The 17,488-nt window shown below is 41.6% G+C and carries 15 protein-coding genes and 1 other annotated feature; of the genes, 10 read left to right on the forward strand and 5 right to left on the reverse strand.

What is annotated here, in order from left to right; all coding sequences use genetic code 11:
• Window positions 1-25: 25 nt before the first annotated feature.
• Both ACZ42C_RS17820 and proS read left to right on the forward strand, forming a co-directional pair.
• A complete protein-coding gene (locus tag ACZ42C_RS17820; RefSeq protein ID WP_461180470.1) occupies window positions 26-577 on the forward strand; it encodes a cysteine hydrolase family protein in 552 nt (183 codons plus the stop codon).
• 64 nt (window positions 578-641) lie between these two features.
• Window positions 642-871, forward strand: a binding site (T-box leader).
• Window positions 872-924: 53 nt separating this feature from the next.
• The gene (proS, locus tag ACZ42C_RS17825; protein WP_461180471.1) at window positions 925-2,364 is read left to right on the forward strand and encodes a proline--tRNA ligase; all 1,440 of its coding nucleotides are present in this window, start codon (window positions 925-927) and stop codon (window positions 2,362-2,364) included.
• A gap of 83 nt (window positions 2,365-2,447) precedes the next feature.
• Here proS and ACZ42C_RS17830 read toward each other — a convergent pair whose 3' ends face one another.
• Together ACZ42C_RS17830 and trhO are read right to left on the reverse strand one after the other, a co-directional pair.
• The gene (locus tag ACZ42C_RS17830; RefSeq protein ID WP_461180472.1) at window positions 2,448-2,924 is read right to left on the reverse strand and encodes a glutathione peroxidase; all 477 of its coding nucleotides are present in this window, start codon (window positions 2,922-2,924) and stop codon (window positions 2,448-2,450) included.
• 146 nt (window positions 2,925-3,070) lie between these two features.
• Window positions 3,071-4,042 carry an oxygen-dependent tRNA uridine(34) hydroxylase TrhO gene (gene trhO / locus ACZ42C_RS17835; protein WP_461180473.1) on the reverse strand — a complete coding sequence of 324 codons (972 nt, stop codon included), beginning with the start codon at window positions 4,040-4,042 and terminating at the stop codon, window positions 3,071-3,073.
• Window positions 4,043-4,258: 216 nt separating this feature from the next.
• On the opposite strand from trhO, the gene ACZ42C_RS17840 reads away from it, so the two are divergent.
• The 3 genes from ACZ42C_RS17840 to ACZ42C_RS17850 all read left to right on the forward strand — a co-directional run bounded on the left by ACZ42C_RS17840 (window position 4,259) and on the right by ACZ42C_RS17850 (window position 6,982).
• Complete coding sequence (locus ACZ42C_RS17840; RefSeq protein WP_461180474.1) at window positions 4,259-5,440, forward strand: hypothetical protein; 1,182 nt, start codon at window positions 4,259-4,261, stop codon at window positions 5,438-5,440.
• Between the two features lie 34 nt (window positions 5,441-5,474).
• Window positions 5,475-6,590, forward strand: a complete 1,116-nt coding sequence (locus ACZ42C_RS17845; protein ID WP_461180475.1) for a 5,10-methylene-tetrahydrofolate dehydrogenase — start codon at window positions 5,475-5,477, stop codon at window positions 6,588-6,590.
• 194 nt (window positions 6,591-6,784) lie between these two features.
• Window positions 6,785-6,982, forward strand: coding sequence for a cold shock domain-containing protein (locus tag ACZ42C_RS17850; RefSeq protein WP_461180476.1), 198 nt, complete (start codon window positions 6,785-6,787; stop codon window positions 6,980-6,982).
• Window positions 6,983-8,544: 1,562 nt separating this feature from the next.
• Here ACZ42C_RS17850 and ACZ42C_RS17855 read toward each other — a convergent pair.
• Window positions 8,545-8,757, reverse strand: a complete 213-nt coding sequence (locus ACZ42C_RS17855) for a hypothetical protein (protein WP_461180477.1) — start codon at window positions 8,755-8,757, stop codon at window positions 8,545-8,547.
• Between the two features lie 89 nt (window positions 8,758-8,846).
• Between ACZ42C_RS17855 and ACZ42C_RS17860 the strand changes: the two genes are divergently transcribed.
• Genes ACZ42C_RS17860 through ACZ42C_RS17870 form a run of 3 tightly spaced genes read left to right on the forward strand, consistent with a single transcriptional unit; the run spans window position 8,847 to window position 12,322 of the window.
• Window positions 8,847-11,270 carry a Lon protease family protein gene (locus ACZ42C_RS17860; RefSeq protein ID WP_461180478.1) on the forward strand — a complete coding sequence of 808 codons (2,424 nt, stop codon included), beginning with the start codon at window positions 8,847-8,849 and terminating at the stop codon, window positions 11,268-11,270.
• Between the two features lie 60 nt (window positions 11,271-11,330).
• The gene (locus ACZ42C_RS17865; RefSeq protein WP_461180479.1) at window positions 11,331-12,014 is read left to right on the forward strand and encodes a class I SAM-dependent methyltransferase; all 684 of its coding nucleotides are present in this window, start codon (window positions 11,331-11,333) and stop codon (window positions 12,012-12,014) included.
• 2 nt (window positions 12,015-12,016) lie between these two features.
• On the forward strand, window positions 12,017-12,322 hold the full coding sequence (locus ACZ42C_RS17870; protein ID WP_461180480.1) for a hypothetical protein: 306 nt from the start codon (window positions 12,017-12,019) through the stop codon (window positions 12,320-12,322).
• Between the two features lie 43 nt (window positions 12,323-12,365).
• On the opposite strand, the gene ACZ42C_RS17875 is transcribed toward ACZ42C_RS17870, so the two are convergent.
• On the reverse strand, window positions 12,366-13,250 hold the full coding sequence (locus tag ACZ42C_RS17875) for an NAD(P)-dependent oxidoreductase (protein WP_461180481.1): 885 nt from the start codon (window positions 13,248-13,250) through the stop codon (window positions 12,366-12,368).
• Window positions 13,251-13,458: 208 nt separating this feature from the next.
• Here ACZ42C_RS17875 and ACZ42C_RS17880 point away from each other — a divergent pair, with 208 nt between their 5' ends.
• On the forward strand, window positions 13,459-14,139 hold the full coding sequence (locus ACZ42C_RS17880; RefSeq protein ID WP_461180482.1) for a TraR/DksA C4-type zinc finger protein: 681 nt from the start codon (window positions 13,459-13,461) through the stop codon (window positions 14,137-14,139).
• A 218-nt stretch (window positions 14,140-14,357) separates the two neighbouring features.
• The gene (locus tag ACZ42C_RS17885; protein WP_461180483.1) at window positions 14,358-15,761 is read left to right on the forward strand and encodes a sodium/glutamate symporter; all 1,404 of its coding nucleotides are present in this window, start codon (window positions 14,358-14,360) and stop codon (window positions 15,759-15,761) included.
• Between the two features lie 218 nt (window positions 15,762-15,979).
• On the opposite strand, the gene ACZ42C_RS17890 is transcribed toward ACZ42C_RS17885, so the two are convergent.
• Window positions 15,980-17,329: a S1C family serine protease gene (locus tag ACZ42C_RS17890; RefSeq protein ID WP_461180484.1), complete on the reverse strand. Its 1,350-nt coding sequence runs from the start codon at window positions 17,327-17,329 to the stop codon at window positions 15,980-15,982.
• Between the last annotated feature and the right edge of the window lie 159 nt (window positions 17,330-17,488).

The following is a 17,488-nucleotide window of genomic DNA, read 5'->3' on the forward strand; positions in this document are numbered from 1 at the left end:
AAAATAAAAAAGGAAGTGGGTTGGAATGGGGAAGCGGGCATTGCTTAATGTGGATTATACGGTGGATTTTGTCGCCGACGACGGAAAGCTGACTTGTGGTGCTCCGGGACAGGCTATTGAAGACAAAGTAGTCTCTTTAACGAAGGAATTTATCGATGCGGGAGATTTTGTCGTTTTTGCCATTGATGCGCACAAGGAGGGAGATGACCTTCATCCGGAATCCGATTTGTTCCCGCCGCATAATATCATTGGTACTAAAGGTCGGGATTTATACGGGAAACTGGAAACAGTATTTGAGGAAAATAAAGATAAGGATCATGTCTATTATTTTGATAAAACCCGTTACAGTGCCTTTGCCGGAACAGATCTGGAGTTGAAACTGAGGGAGCGGAACATTGACGAAGTCCACATTATCGGCGTCTGCACGGATATTTGTGTGCTGCATACGGCGGTGGATGCATACAACAAAGGATTTAAAGTAGTCGTGCACAAAGATGCCGTGGCAAGTTTTAACCAGTCCGGTCATGATTGGGCACTTGGTCATTTCGTTGACACGCTGGGAGGAAAAGTGGTTTAAAGACAACCTTTTTCCCCTGAATCTTGACTTTCTGCTGTTTTATAGATATATTTAAAACTAAATACAGGAAACGTTGATGAGGATTAGTATACTTGATTTTCTTTTACAGAGAGGGAATGGTGCTGGAAATTCCTAAAGAAGTCAATTGGAACCTGCCTCAAGAGTTCCCCGTCGAAAAAGCGTTGACAAGCTTATAAGATGGGCGCGGTTCTTGACCGTTATCAAGTAAAGTGTGCAAACGGTTCTATGCTGTTTGCAAACAAGGGTGGTACCACCACAACCTCGGTCCCTTTTTTGGATGGAGGTTTTTTGTATTTTTAATAAAAAGAATAAAGAGGTGTATGGAAGTGGGTAAAAAGAATAAGGATTTTGTGGAAAAAATTACGGCGATGGAGGAAGACTTCGCCCAGTGGTATACAGATGTAGTAAAACAAGCGGAGCTGGTCGATTACGGGCAAGTCCGCGGCACAATGATTATTAAACCTTATGGCTATGCCATTTGGGAAAACATTAAAAATGAACTGGATAAAAAATTTAAGGAAACAGGACATTCCAATGTGTCCTTTCCATTGTTTATTCCGGAAAGCCTGCTGCAAAAAGAGAAGGACCATGTGGAGGGTTTTGCACCTGAAGTTGCCTGGGTGACCCACGGCGGAGATGAGGAGCTTGCTGAAAGAATTGCTGTACGACCAACATCCGAAGTGTTGTTCTGTGAATATTACTCTAAAAATATCCATTCGTATCGGGACTTGCCAAAGCTCTACAACCAATGGGGAAATGTCGTGCGCTGGGAGAAAACAACGAGACCGTTTCTGCGAACATCCGAGTTCCATTGGCAGGAAGGTCATACAGCCCACGCTACGTCGGATGATGCAGCAGAAGAAACCGATCGCATGCTTGGAGTTTATGCTGATTTAACAGAGAGCTACTTAGCGATCCCGGTGATCCGAGGGCGTAAAACCGCAAGTGAAAAGTTTGCAGGGGCCAACTATACACTGACCATTGAAGCGTTAATGCATGACGGCAGAGCATTGCAGTCCGCTACATCCCATCATTTCGGTTCCGGATTTGCGGAAGCCTTTGATATTACGTATTTGGATAAGGAAGGGAAAAGTCAGTTTGTTCACCAGACATCCTGGGGTCTGTCCACACGAATTATGGGTGCGTTGATTATGGTACACGGAGATAACCGTGGGCTTGTAATACCGCCTAACATTGCACCGACACAGGCTAAAATTGTACCGATCGCCCAGCATAAAGAAGGCGTGCTGGATAAAGCATATGAGCTTCGTGATCGCTTGAAGGACCTGGTTCGTGTCGATATTGATCCGAGCGACAAAACGCCCGGATGGAAATTTAATGAAACAGAAATCCAAGGCATTCCTGTCCGTATTGAATTGGGACCAAAGGATATTGAAAAGGATCAGGTGGTGCTTGTACGCCGTGATACTGGTGAAAAAGAGTTTGTTCCACTGAAGGATTTGCAAAAAAGGTTGCCTGCTTTATTGGAAGAGATACAGCAAAACTTGTTTAATAAAGCAAAAGCACATATGGAAGAAAAAACGAGTGTGGCAACGAATATGGAAGATTTCAAACAAACGCTTGAAGAAAACACTGGTTTTATTAAAGCAATGTGGTGCGGCAGCGAGGAATGTGAAGAAAAAATTAAAGAGGAAACGACAGCAACCTCCCGCTGTATCCCATTTGAACAGGAACAAGTATCCGATTCCTGCGTGTGCTGCGGAAAAGAGGCAAAAGAACTGGTTTATTGGGCGAAAGCTTACTAATCCCCAAATAAAAAACGAGCGCTTATATCGAGGGCTCGTTTTTTGCTTCTCTTAAAAAGCTGGAATTACCATTGCCGTTTTGTTTATGCCAAAGCATTTTCAATATCTTTTTCTATGTTCTCCGGTTTGGTCTGGGGGGCGTAACGTTTAATCACTTTTCCATCCTTATCAATCAGGAACTTGGTAAAGTTCCACTTTATTTGCTTGTTCAGCATCCCGCCTGCTTCATCAGTTAGGTATGTGAAAAGGGGATGTGCGTCGTCCCCTTTTACATCTATTTTATTAAACATAGGGAACGTTACTCCATAGTTGCTTTGGCAAAAGTGGGTTATTTCTTCATCCGTACCGGGGTCTTGATTACCGAATTGATTGCATGGAAAACCAAGTATTTCAAAGCCTTGAGAGTTGTACTTTTCATACAGCTTTTGCAAACCTTGAAATTGGGGGGTGAATCCGCATTCACTTGCTGTATTTACAATAAGAAGTACATTGTCTTTATAGTCACCGAGCGAAATTTCCCCATTTTTCTGTGTTTGGGCTGAAAATTGATAAACACTCATGTACATACCTCCTTTGGTATAGCGTAGCAATAATGGTAATTACATGTCAAAAGATACAGATTTTACTATTTGTTTCTTTTGAAACCCTGTATGAAAACGAAAAAGACGGCTGTCACACAAGCCGTCTTTCCAATAAAGAATAAAATTTATGCTTCTTTTCTATAGCTTTCACCCAGTAATTCAAGTCTGCGATTGACTTCTTCCTGGGATAAATCATGTTCTTTTACATACATATTTCTCGGACTTACACGGCATTCATGCGTGCAGCCGCGCATATATTTATGCTCATTTTCTTCCGAGCACAGGATTTGTTTGTTGCATTCAGGGTTCGCACAATTCACATAGCGCTCGCACGGCTGACCGTCAAAATAATCTGCGCCGACGACGACGTGCTCTTTTTGGTTGATCGGAACCGAGATGCGTTCATCAAACACATAGCATTTTCCATCCCATAATTCACCTTGTACTTCAGGGTCTTTTCCATAGCTTACAATTCCGCCGTGCAGCTGGGAAACATCTTCAAACCCTTCTTCAAGCATCCAGCCGGAAAATTTTTCGCAACGGATTCCGCCGGTACAATAAGTTAATATTTTTTTTCCCTCGAATTGCTCTTTATTTTCCCTAATCCATTCGGGAAGTTCACGGAATGTTTCAATGTCAGGGCGAACTGCACCCCGGAAGTGCCCCAAATCATATTCATAATCATTCCGGGCATCGATGACGACAGTATCTTCTTCCTGCATGGCTTCATAAAATTCCTTTGGTGATAAATAATTTCCTGTTGTTTCCAAAGGGTTTATGTCATCTTCCAGTCTTAGAGTAACCAGTTCTTTACGAGGTCTTACATGCATTTTCTTAAAGGCATGCCCGTCATGTTCATCCATTTTGAAAACCATATCTTTAAAGCGTGGGTCGCTGTGCATGGCTTCCATATACTTATCAGTCTGTTCCACTGTACCCGAAACCGTACCATTGATTCCTTCATGAGCAACGAGAATTCTCCCTCTGAGTCCCAGGTCCTTGCAGAATTTCAAATGCTCCGCTGCATAGCCTTCGGGATCATCCATTTGCACATAGTTATAATACAATAAAACCCGATAATCTTTATTCCCTTCCATGTTTCTACCACCTGTCATTTTGTATATTTGCAAGATACACAATTTGTGGTGAAATATTTAATTATCATCTTGCACAGAGGGTATTATACCAATTTTTATCATGAATATCAAAAAGGAAAATATTTCAATAGATAGGGTGCTGTTTTCAAATTAATAAATGGGGAATATATTGATGGAATACATATTCTTGACGAGTAATTATTGGAGGCAAAGGTTATGGAGTCTGTAGCAGTGGGTATTATTGCCGCACCCAATCTACCTGCGGATATTGCGGAGGACCTAAAAAAAGAAGTACATGAATTTCTTTCCGATGCCATTGATGACCGGGTGAACTGGGAAGTTGAATCACTCATAGATCCATTAATTGGAGTGGCTGAAAACACTAACCAGATTTTAGATAAAGTAGTGAATATAAAGAAAGAGTATGACTGGAATTATGCTATTTGCTTAACAGATTTGCCTTTGTTTTCAGGCAAACATCTCGTAGTGGCTGATGCCAGTATTGAAAATAGCGTAGGACAGATTTCCATCCCTGTATTTGGCTTTATGCCTATGCGAAGCAGGGTGAAAAAAGCATTTATTCAAATAATGGGAGAATTATATTATCGGTACTCGCACGAGGATTCCTTTGCTACCAATGTTGTTCATATGAAACCATTTCTAAAGAAGAGCAACAATAAACGTTTTCCTAAACCAAAACCCTTTTCCCTGTCACTGACTAAAAGAACAGAAGAGGATGATGAACAAGTGGATGTCCGTTACATCGTACAATCTCGTATGATTGGCCGGTTGCGGGTGTTATCCGGGATGACTTTTGCCAATCGCCCGTGGACAGCCCTGTTTTCATTTAATAAACTCATTACCCTATCCTTTGCTACCGGAACGTATATTTCCATCTTCCCTACTCCCTGGGAACTGAGCATTGCCTACAGTCCGGAAAGGTTTATTGGGGTCATGATACTGGCCATACTGGGGACGATTATTTGGGTGATTTTCTCCCATGATTTGTGGGAGAAACCAACTGAAAAAGGGAAGAAGCGTTGGCGGGACTTATATAATTGGACAACTTTTACTACCTTGGGTGTCATTATTATCAGTAACTATATCATGCTTTTTATCATATTTCTGGTTGCCATTGCTGTATTCGTTCCACCGTCGCTGTTTGAGGCGTGGACCGGATTGGAGGATACACCTACACCGGAATATTATTTTTCCCTCGTATGGCTGATCACTTCTCTTGGAACGCTGGCAGGGGCGATTGGCACGGGTATTGAAGATGAAGAAAAGATCCGTGATATTACTTATTCATACAGGCAGAAGCAGCGTCATTACGAGATAGAGAAAGAGGAAGAAAAAGAAGAAGAGGAAAAAGAAAAGGAGTCAGCAGAAAGCTCCTGATAAAGGAGTTTTGGAAAGGAAGGGGGTGCAGGTGATGGAAGAACAAGTTTCTGTTGGTCTTATCACTGCTCCGGAATTACCAACGGCAATTACAAAAAAATTCATTAATGATCTTCCTGATATTTTTGAACAGAAAATAAATAAAAATATTTCCTGGGAAGTGGAAATGGTGGAGGACCCGCTGACAGGTTCAGCAGAACATGCAGATGAAATTCTGGATGAAACGTTAAAAATAAAAAAAGAAAGGGGCTGGGATTATGCGATCTCTTTAACAGACTTGCCAATGTTTTACGGCAAGTATACAGTTGTAGCAGACCAAAGCTGTCCAAATAAAATAAGTTCCATCTCGATTCCGGCATTTGGCTGGTTGAGGTTACAGTCCTCCATAAAAAGGGCTATTATTCAAATGGTTAAAGAGCTCACTTTTTATTCCAAAGATAGAAACCTGTCAAAGGAAGAGCAGAAGAGATTAGCAGAACGATGGGAAAAAGCTTTTCCAATTACCCAGGTTAAACGGATTAAGCCAGCAAAAAATTCCTCAAAAGCAGAAGTCCGGTATTTGGTTTTTCCAAAAATAATTGGCAAGATAAGATTGCTAATTGGCATGACACAATCGAATAGACCGATGAGTATTATGGGTTCTTTCAAAAAGGTGTTGGCTGCTGCCTTTTCAACTGGTGCCTTTGGCCTGATTTTTCCAACCTTATGGAATTTGGGTGTTATTCTTAGTGTAGGAAGGTTAATCGGTCTAATGACTGCTGCGATAGGTGTCATGGCTATATGGATTATTTTTAATCATCATTTATGGGAACGGCCATCCACAAGGAATAAAAAAAGACTCAGGCGTTTGTACAATATGTCTACCCTATCTACTTTATTAATTTCGGTCATTACCTATTATGTGCTTTTATTGGGATTCTTTCTTACCGCTACTCTCGTACTGATTCCACCCGATGTTTTTAAGGAATCCGTTACCATGGATGGAAACCCGCATATCATTCATTATTTACAGGTCGCGTGGGTAGCCTCATCGATCTCCACCATTGCCGGGGCAATCGGAGCAGGATTGGAAAACGAGGAATTGGTTCGGGATATCACTTATGGATATAGACAGAAACGACGATACAACGGCATCCGTGGTCAGGAATAACGATGGATTTACAGGGAAAAACATTTTTTTAAAAATAAAATTGTGATTTACTTGCATTTTTTTGTGAAAAAGGGTAAAGTTAAAGAAGCAAAAGGAAATTGAGAAATACTTTACGATCTCTTTATTAAAGTGGTGTAAAAGTATTTATGATTCAATTGTACTTTGCACGATACTTTTATAAGGAGGTTATTTCCATGAACGGTAAAGTAAAATGGTTTAACGCAGAAAAAGGCTTTGGTTTCATCGAGCGTGAAGATGGAGACGATGTATTCGTACATTTCTCTGCTATCCAGGCTGAAGGATTCAAAACACTTGAAGAAGGCCAGGATGTTGAATTCGAAATTGTTGAAGGCAACCGCGGACCACAAGCAGCAAATGTTGTTCGTCTGTAATAGATGAAATAGAAAAGGTTTATCTCTTTTAGAGGTAAGCCTTTTTTGGTGTTTAAGAATGAATAATAAAAGTTGTGGTGTTATTTACTTATCTGCATTGGGTTTGGGATTCACGCTTGCAGGACTCTGAGTAAAAATAAGTCGGACTGAGTGGGGTGCTGGAAAAAAGGAGCAGACCACTTTTGGTTTTTCAATGGAATAATTAATGTCAGGCCATTTTGCGATTTAACAGTCAAGTCGATATTACTGTGTAAATTATTTATTCCTCTAAAAAGTTTCTAAACAGGTTTCGTAATCGTTTGTTCTGTCCCATCAGTGAACGAATGACGCAAATAATCTTTTATTCGTTCACTCATCAGGCGGATCAGTCAACGAGTGACGCAAATAATCTTTTATTCGTTCACTCATGAAGCGAATCAGTCAACGAGTGACGCAAATAATCTTTCATTCGGTCACTCATCAAGCGGATCAGTCAACGAGTGACGCAAATAATCTTTCATTCGGTCATTCATCAAGCGAATCAGTGAACGAATGACGCAAATAATCTTTTATTCGTTCACTCATGAGGCGGATCAGTCAACGAATGACTCAGATAATCTTTCATTCGTTCACTCATGAGGCGGATCAGTGAACGAATGACGCAGATAATCTTACATTCGTTCACTCATGAGGCGGATCAGTGAACGAATGACGCAGATAATCTTACATTCGTTCACTCATGAAGCGGATCAGTCAACGAATGACGCAGATAATCTTTTATTCGTTCATTCATCAAGCGAATCAGTGAACGAGTGACGCAAATAATCTTTCATTCGGTCACTCATCAAGCGAATCAGTCAACGAGTGACGCAAATAATCTTTCATTCGGTCATTCATCAAGCGAATCAGTGAACGAATGACGCAAATAATCTTTTATTCGTTCACTCATGAGGCGGATCAGTCAACGAATGACGCAGATAATCTTACATTCGTTCACTCATGAAGCGGATCAGTCAACGAGTGACGCAAATAATCTTTCATTCGTTCACTCATGAAGCGGATCAGTCAACGAATGACTCAGATAATCTTTCATTCGTTCACTCATCTGGCGAATCAATCAACGAATGACGCAGATAATCTTACATTCGTTCATTCATCAAGCGAATCAGTGAACGAATGACGCAAATAATCTTTTATTCGTTCACTCATGAGGCGGATCAGTCAACGAGCGACGCAAATAATCTTTCATTCGTTCACTCATGAAGCGAATCAGTCAACGAGTGACGCAAATAATCTTTCATTCGGTCACTCATGAGGCGGACCAGTGAACGAATGACGCAAATAATCTTACATTCGTTCACTCATCAGGCGGATCAGTCAACGAATGACTCAGATAATCTTTCATTCGTTCACTCATGAGGCGGATCAGTGAACGAGTGACGCAAATAATCTTTCATTCGTTCATTCATCAAGCGAATCAGTGAACGAATGACGCAAATAATCTTTTATTCGTTCACTCATCAAGTTTTACAGGAGATTCAAGCGCACTGAATTCTACAGCGGACACTTATATGTCCATTGAATTAAGCTGCTATATGAGGGTTGTGCCATAACTCCCATTTCCTCGTGAAATAACCTGCAGTTCGGCCAAGCACCAACTCCTCATCTCCTCGTAAAATAACCTGTAATACAAACAAACCCCAATCCTCCATAATTCTTTCCACATTATGCAATTTCCCAAAACCTCCTAATAAAACTTTTGTCATAAAAAAGATAAAATCGGCAGTATTTCTCATATTTCGCCTTTCTCCTGCTTGCACTAAAGAAAAATGAGGCTTATATTCAAATTAGACATAGAATTTGTGATTAAGGGGTGAGGATTAATATGGATAACTATAAAGGAACGATCAAGCAGCAAACGGAGGTATCTCCCGATAAGTTAAAAAGAACTGTTGATTTCACGCAATTTGAGTTCGAGACGACGGAGCAGGTTCCCGAACTGAGTGGTATTGTCGGTCAGGAACGCGGTACACAGGTAATGCGATTTGGGTTAAACGTGAACAAAGTTGGTTATAACCTTTACGTGTCAGGGATAGCAGGGACAGGCAAAACTACTTTTACCAATTCGATTATAAAAGAATTTGCAAATAAGGAAACGGACTTATATGACTGGTGTTATGTATATAATTTTACGGATGGGCAGAGTCCCAAAACACTCCAGTTGCCGGTTGGCATGGGGAAAAATCTGAAGGAAGATATGGAGAACCTGATTGAGGACTTAAAAACGGATCTTCCCAGAGCTTTCAATGAAGAAAATTATCAAAAAGAAAAAACTGCTATCGTCCGTAAGTTCCAGGAAAGAAGTGGTGCCATAATTGAAGAAATGAATGCGATTGCACAAGGTTATGGATTTCTCATCCGCCAATCTGGTTCCGGCGTCATTACCGTGCCGGCAGTAGACGGGGAACCGATCAGTGAAGAAACATACCAATCGCTAAACAAGGAACAGCTGGGAGAAATAAAGAAAAAATCTGCAGCTTTGCAGGAGAGAATATTGGACTATACTAATAAAATCCGTGGAATTGAAAAAGAAACAAAGCAATCCCTGGAAAATCTGGATGAGAAAGTAGCGAATGCCGCAACCGGCTATCACATCGATGAATTAAAGAGGAAATATGCGAGCTGTAGAGACGTTATTTTTTATTTTGACGCAGTACAGCATGATATAGTGGAAAATATAGGGGATTTTTTGAACGACCAGCATGAAGGTGGAGCAAACCAGCAGCATATGTTTTCACGAAAAACAAGTGATCAGGCACATACTAAGTATAAGGTAAATCTGCTCGTGGATAACAGCGAAACAGAGGGTGCCCCTGTCGTTACGGCTAATAATCCCACTTATTATAATTTAATAGGGAAAGTAGAATACGAGAGCCGAATGGGTGTCATGAGCACGGATTTTACAAAAATCAAGCCGGGCTTCCTGCATTATGCCAATGGTGGATATATCATCATTCAGGCAAAAGATATATTTTCCAAAACTTATGCCTGGGAAGGGCTGAAACGGGCATTATTGAATCATAAACTGCAAATAGAAAACATTGGCGAGCATTCCGGCCTAATAACAACGACATCATTAAATCCGGAAGCGATTCCTTTACAAGTGAAGGTTATTATTATCGGCAACCTGGATATTTATCAATTACTTTATCAGTACGATGAGGACTTTAGGAAATTATTTAAAATTAAAGCAGATTTCGATGTGGAAATGGATTATAATCTGGAAAATATGACGAGGTTGGCAAGCTTTATTCATACCCATTGCCAGGAACATAACCTGAGGCATTTTGATCGGACCGCAGTGGCCAAAATGGTGGAATACAGTACAAGACTTGCGGGGCATCAAAAGAAATTATCGACCAGGTTCAACCAGCAGGTGGACATTATTTATGAAGCTGATACATGGGCGGAAGTAATGAATGATGAAGTCGTCAGCCAAAAACATGTGATGAAAGCAATCAGGGAAAAGGATTATCGTAATAATCTATATGAAGAAAAAATTCAGGAAAGCATTGAAGAAGGTACCATACTCATTGATACGGAAGGAAAAAAGACAGGACAAGTAAATGGACTGGCTGTATACCAATATGGACAATACAGTTTTGGAAAACCGTCAAGGATCACAGCGAGCACCTTCGTCGGCAGGAATGGCATCATTAATATAGAGCGCGAAAGCAAAATGAGCGGAAATATTCATAATAAAGGGGTATATATATTAAGCGGCTACCTGGGTCAAAAATTTGCGCAGGAACATCCTTTGGCTGTTACAGCCCATTTGGCATTCGAACAATCCTACGGCGGTGTGGATGGAGACAGCGCGTCAAGCACAGAACTGTATGCACTTTTATCCAGTCTGTCTGAAGCACCCATTGATCAGGGGCTGGCAGTTACCGGTTCCGTCAATCAAAAAGGAGAAGTCCAGCCCATTGGCGGTGTTAACGAAAAAATTGAAGGCTTTTATGAAGTGTGTAAAAATAAAGGCTTAACCGGCACGCAAGGTGTATTGATTCCGCATCAAAATGTGAAAAACCTGATGCTGAAGGATGAAGTTATTGATGCAGTGAAGGATGGACATTTTCATATTTACGCAGTCACAACGATTGAGGAAGGAATCGAAATTTTGACCGGAATGCCTGCAGGAAATCTGGATGAATTCGGCAGATATGAAGCGGAAACGGTCTTTGGAAAAGTGTCCGATAAATTAAAAAGGTATATCAGCCTTTCAAAAAAAGAAGTTGGAAAAGAATAAATCCAATTCCATGTTTATTAAATAAGTAACGAACGGAAATAAATAACAAGGAGAAATGCTATGGGGTCGTTTAATTGGGAAAAAGAAGCGGAAGTCCTGTGGGACCAACAGGCACAAGGGTGGAATAAACGAAGCATGAATATGTGGGAGAAGGGAAGCAGAAAAGATATCGCCCCTTTTTTAAAAAGACATTTGCAGGAAGGAAGTAAGCTGCTGGATGTTGGCTGCGGAGATGGGTATGGTTCTTTAAAACTGGCAAAGGACGGATTTGAGGTTACCGGAATTGACATTTCCCGGAACATGATTACTTTTGCCAAAGATCAGGTTAAGCAGGAACAAGCTGATTTTAGAAAAGCAGATGTAAATGATCTGCCCTTTGAGGATGGCTATTTCGATGGCATGATGGCGATTAATGTGTTGGAATGGACGGAATACCCTTATTATGTATTGGGCGAACTAAAACGGATCGTGAAAAAGGGAGGCATGCTTTGTTTCGGTATTCTCGGACCAACGGCCGGTCCGAGAATCAACAGCTACCAGCGGTTATATGGTGAAAAGGCAATTTGCAATACGATGATGCCATGGGAGTTTGAGAAACTGGCAGTGGAAAACCGACTGGAATACTTAGACGGATATGGTGTTTATAAAAAAGGGATAAAAGTGGATCATTATGAAGGTTTACCGCGTGAATTACAACAGGCATTATCTTTTATGTGGGTATTTGTGATGAAGAAGGTGGAATAAAGGTGAACAGAGAAACAGAAGATAAAGTGATATCGCAGTATAAGGAAGATGAAAAAAATATGATCCTGCTGTTTGTCCAGTGGTGCGTGAATCACGATATTGACCCGGTTGTATTATATCAAACGGCTTATCCCGGTCAAGCTGTGAATGATCAATTAAGTTCTGTTTTGGAGCAAGCTGTACCAAAAGAAGAAGCAGAAGCCATTTCAAATGAACTCTTATTGGAAGTGTTGGATTTCTTTGGAAACCATGACCTGGCACAGGTGGTGTATGAAGTAATAGAAAGAGGGAAAAACGAGGATCAGTAAAAACAGAAAGGAAACGGGGAATCCTTTCTGTTTACATGAAGGTTTATTCCATTCCTCTTTCAAATAACTTAATTAGCGCTTGAGTTCCATTGTCATTATACCCTTTTTCAGCAAGCTCTTTGTAAAGTTTCAGTGACAGGGCCAATCCCGGTGTGGATAAACCCATCTCTTCGGCTGATTCGAGGGCAATCGTCATGTCCTTAATAAAATGTTTTACATAAAACCCCGGAGCATAATCTCCGTTGATCATCCGTGGTGCCAGATTGGATAATGACCAGCTTCCTGCTGCACCTGCCGTAATGCTGTCAAGAACCTGCGTCGGATCCAGTCCGGCTCTTTTTGCATATACAATTGCTTCAGAAACTCCAATCATATTGGAAGCAATGGTTATTTGGTTTGCCAATTTGGTGTGCTGACCCGCACCTGCTCCCCCTTGCAGAATAATATTTTCTCCCATAATCTTGAAAATCGGAAAAAGTACATCGAAATGCGCCTTATCACCGCCAACCATAATAGTCAGCTTGCCGTTTTTAGCTCCAACATCCCCGCCGGAAACAGGAGCGTCCATGGCATACAGTCCTTTTGTCTTAGCTTCCTCATATATGCGTGCTGCCAATGCTGGCTTTGATGTAGTCATATCCACTATATATGTGCCTGGCTTTGCTTTTTCCAGAATGCCATTTTCACCAAAGTACACGTTTTCCACATCATGGGGATATCCTACCATCGTAATAATAACATCAGATGAAGCGGCAAGCTCTGCTACTGTATTTTTCCAGGCAGCACCCATTTCTATGAGCTCTTCTGCTTTTTCTTTCGTACGTGTATACACTGCGATGGAATAACCCGCTTTCTGTAAATTGGCAGCCATACTTTTCCCCATTACACCCGTTCCGATGAATCCGATTAATGAATCTTTGGTAAGCATTCAACATCAACTCCTTTTTCTCTTACCATACTATTTCGACAAAGTTCTTTATATTCCTTTTTATCATTTTTTTGCCTGGAATTCATGGAATCATCCACAGTAAAACTTCCACATATTAACACGTTCTGTCACGGGAAATGGGGAATGTCTTTTTATTTTTCCGTGCATAGTATAGATACATCATTAAAGCAGATGGAGGATGATCTGAATGATCACAGGCGAGCAAATAGCACAATGTAAAGCTGCGCTATTGGAGAGGCAGACAGAATTGATAAATCATGTGCAGGATCATTTCGGTATGTCGCTCGAACTGGCAAAAGAATCTGTGAGTGAGCTGTCCAATTATGATAATCATCCCGGCGATATGGGCACCGAGTTATATGAACGGGAAAAGGATATTGCACTCAATGAACATGCGGAAACAGAGCTTGAAGAAATCAATGAAGCATTGCATGCGATAGAAGAAGGCACATATGGAATCTGTAAAATATGCGGTGCGGATATCCCTTATGAAAGACTGAAAGCACTGCCGGCTGCTGATCGCTGTATGGATCATGCCAAGGAGAATACGTTTGATCAGAATCGTACAGCAGAGGAAGCGGTATTCAGTCCAAATATAAACCCGAATGAAGTGAAGGAAGAGGAACAGGTGGGTTATGATGCGGAAGACACCTGGCAGGATGTCGGCCGTTACGGTACATCTGAAACAGCATCGGATTTTTATGGCGACCAGGAAAACTACGATGACATGTACCCGAACGATGATGAAAACACAGGAGCTTCAGAGAATGTAGAGGAGTTTATATCTTCCGGTTTGGATGGCAAGTTCAGTGGAATTGCACCGAATCATGAAAGATATGAAGAAGATGATGATTATTGGGAATCCTGATGGGGTCGGTATAATAAAGGAAGGGAACTTGCTGCACTTCAGGAAGTTCCCTTCTTAGCTTTGAGGGGTCATTGGCAACGAAAGTACGAGTACCACTGATAGGCTGGGCAAGTAAAGGATGCCCCACCTGATGATTTCTCTTTTTTACTTTGCTGAAGAGTTTCATTTCCTCCCGGATGTGTAATAGGTATATGTTACATATTTTGGGAGGGGTTTGCATGGAAATGTCTGCTGAACTCGTTGGTTTTAGTTTTATCATTATTGGTCTTCTCTTACTGATAGGAAAGTGGATCAGGGTTTTTACTCCTTTCTTACAAAATTTCTTCATACCGAGCTCCATGATTGCCGGCATTATTGCCTTGTTGCTTGGCCCCGAGGTAATGGGTGCATTTGGCATCCATCTATTTGATGAAGGGGGCTTATTCCCTGAGGCTATGCTGAATGTCTGGTCAGAACTTCCCGGATTGCTGATCAGTGTTATATTTGCCTCACTTTTTCTTGGACAGACCATACCAAACATAAGAGAAATCTGGAGAATATCGGGACCGCAAATAACTTTTGCCCATTTCCTTTCATGGGGGCTATATGTTGTTGGTCTCATCCTGGCGCTTTTCGTACTCACTCCTATTTTTAACCTCAGTCCTGCATCCGGTGCACTGTTGGAAATCAGTTTTGTAGGCGGCCATGGTACAGCAGCCGGCCTTTCAGGCACCTTTGAAAGCGTCGGTTTTGAAGAAGGTACGGATCTTGCTGTCGGTCTTGCTACGGTAGGTGTATTGTCTTGTGTTTTTGTAGGAATGGCTCTTATTAACTGGGGGGCCAGAAAAGGGAAGACCGAAATACTGCAAAAACCCGAAGATATATCAGAAGAGCAAAAAAAGGGGTTAATTGCCAAAGAAAATCAACAGGAAGAACCTGCCGGCCATCAAACAACAAAATCCGAATTTATTGAAACATTGACGGTTCACCTTGGTTATATTGGTTTATCCATATTAATCGGTTTTTTACTGCTGGAAGGGCTTATTCTTATTGAGGAAGCTTTGTGGGTTGAAAATATTGAACTGTTTACGCACCTCCCGCTATTTCCTCTCGCTATGGTTGGTGCAGTGCTCGTACAGATTTTTTTGAGTAAGGCTGTAAAACATCAGATGTTGGATCGGGGGATGATTAACAGGATTCAAGGTCTTGCACTTGATATTCTCATTGTTTCAGCGATTGCAACTTTATCTCTTGCGGTTATTGCAGATTACCTTGTGCCATTTATCCTGATGGCTGTGGCAGCGATCGGATGGAACCTGTTTGCTTTTCTCGTGCTGGCTCCAAAAATGATGCCTGATTACTGGCTGGAAAGGGCTATTGGTGATTTTGGACAGGCCATGGGTATGAGTGCAGCAGGTCTGCTTCTCATACAACTGGCTGATCCGGAAGATGAAAGCCCGGCGAAAGAAGGTTTCAGTTATAAACAGCTCATGCTGGATCTTATCGTTGGCGGTGGTATGATGACCGCTGCTTCAGTGCCATTAATTCTTGCAATCGGGCCAGTTGCCATGCTGATGATTACTGCAGTTATCACGATTGGCTGGCTGCTGCTTGGATTATTTTATTTTGGCAAAAAAGGGTAATGCAAAGATGGCAGCAAATGTGCGGGTACACCATCCAACATGAAATGAAAATAAAACCGAGGGAGCAGTACACCTAGCAGGATTGCCCGGGGGTTTAGTGGTGTAAGTGAAAAGAAATCGATGGGATATAAATCCTCATCGATTTCTCTCGTTAGGTGCGGGAAAGATTCCCATCTATATAAACTATTAGGAGGTAATAGCGTAGATTAATTTGTATGTTAATCAGCCTGCAAAGTTAGATCGGTACTTTCAAGATTTCCGTTGCGGTAATACTCTATTTCCACTGTTTCTCCAATGGAAGCATCGGAATATAGGAATTTACGTAATTCAAGAAATGATGTGATTTTCTGGTCGTTGATTTTTACAATGATATCAAATTGCTGCAGACCAGCTTTATCTGCTGGTGATCCAGTGGATACATCTGCCACCACCATGCCGCCATCCACATCATCAGGCAACACAATTTCATGACGGTATTGCGGCGGCACCTGATGTAAAGGAGCAATGGTGACTCCGATGGCCGGACGGTCAACCTCTTCATTCGTCTCAAGCTGCTCTATAATTGGCAACGCTTCATCAATCGGAATGGCAAAACCGATACCTTCCACTTCCTGACGGGCAACTTTCATCGAATTAATACCAATCACTTCACCTTTTGCATTTGCCAATGCCCCCCCGCTGTTTCCGGGGTTAATGGCAGCATCTGTCTGGATAACTTCTGTCACCCAATCCGGTCGGCCGTCTCCGGTTGTATCCACTTGCACGGAACGTTCCAGCCCGCTGATAATCCCCTTGGTTAGGGTGTTGGCAAATTCCATGCCCAGTGGATTTCCGATGGCTACAACAGTTTCTCCAATAGTCAGGTCATCAGAAGAACCAATGGTTGCAACGGTATCAATATTTTCTCCGTCCACTTCCAGCACAGCTAAATCTGTAAGCGGATCGGTTCCAAGCACTTTGGCCGGGAGCCGCTCCTCCTCCTGTAATACAACTTCCACTTCTTCGGCATTATCTACAACATGCTGGTTTGTTACGACATATGCTGTATCTCCATCTTTTTTATAAATAATCCCGGAGCCGGTTCCGGCCTCTTCACTTTGTTCCCAAATACTTTGCTGCCGCAGGTTCAAAACACCAACTACAGCCTTTGAGGTTTCTTCTATACTGGATGACAATTCAGTATCTTCATTGGCTATCGTCTGTACTACTTCAGGAGTTGCTTCTTCCTCTGCCGCAGTAGAGATGTTTTCAGAAGTTTGTTCCGTCGGAAAGAGCCCATTCCCTGTAATGAAGAGAACAACAATGGCAGAAATTGCTCCACCGATGATCCCGCCAAACAGAACATGCAGCCATGTTTTATTTCTACCGGAAGTATCTGCTGTTTTCCGGCTTTGATTTTCGGTTTCTTCAGTATTATTGGATCGGGATGGGTTACTAACCATTTCATTTACGCTTTCCATATAGTTGGTTTCTGTCGGTGTCTTATGTTTCTTTTCGTCTGAGTTATGTTTTTCTTCGTGGTCATTGATAGGTCCATGTGACTGATTTTCATGTTTATCATCCGACATCCGCAATCACCTCTTTATAGATTAATAAAGGGGGGGGTACAGAGAGCTTACTTCAAGCAAAAGGGGGTATTTAAAGGGAGGGGAACTTGAAGTAACTCTGTTCATATTATCTGTACAATTCTTATTATATACAGCAATTTTGGGATACATTAGGAATAA

The sequence above is a fragment of the Virgibacillus kimchii genome (assembly GCF_055379185.1).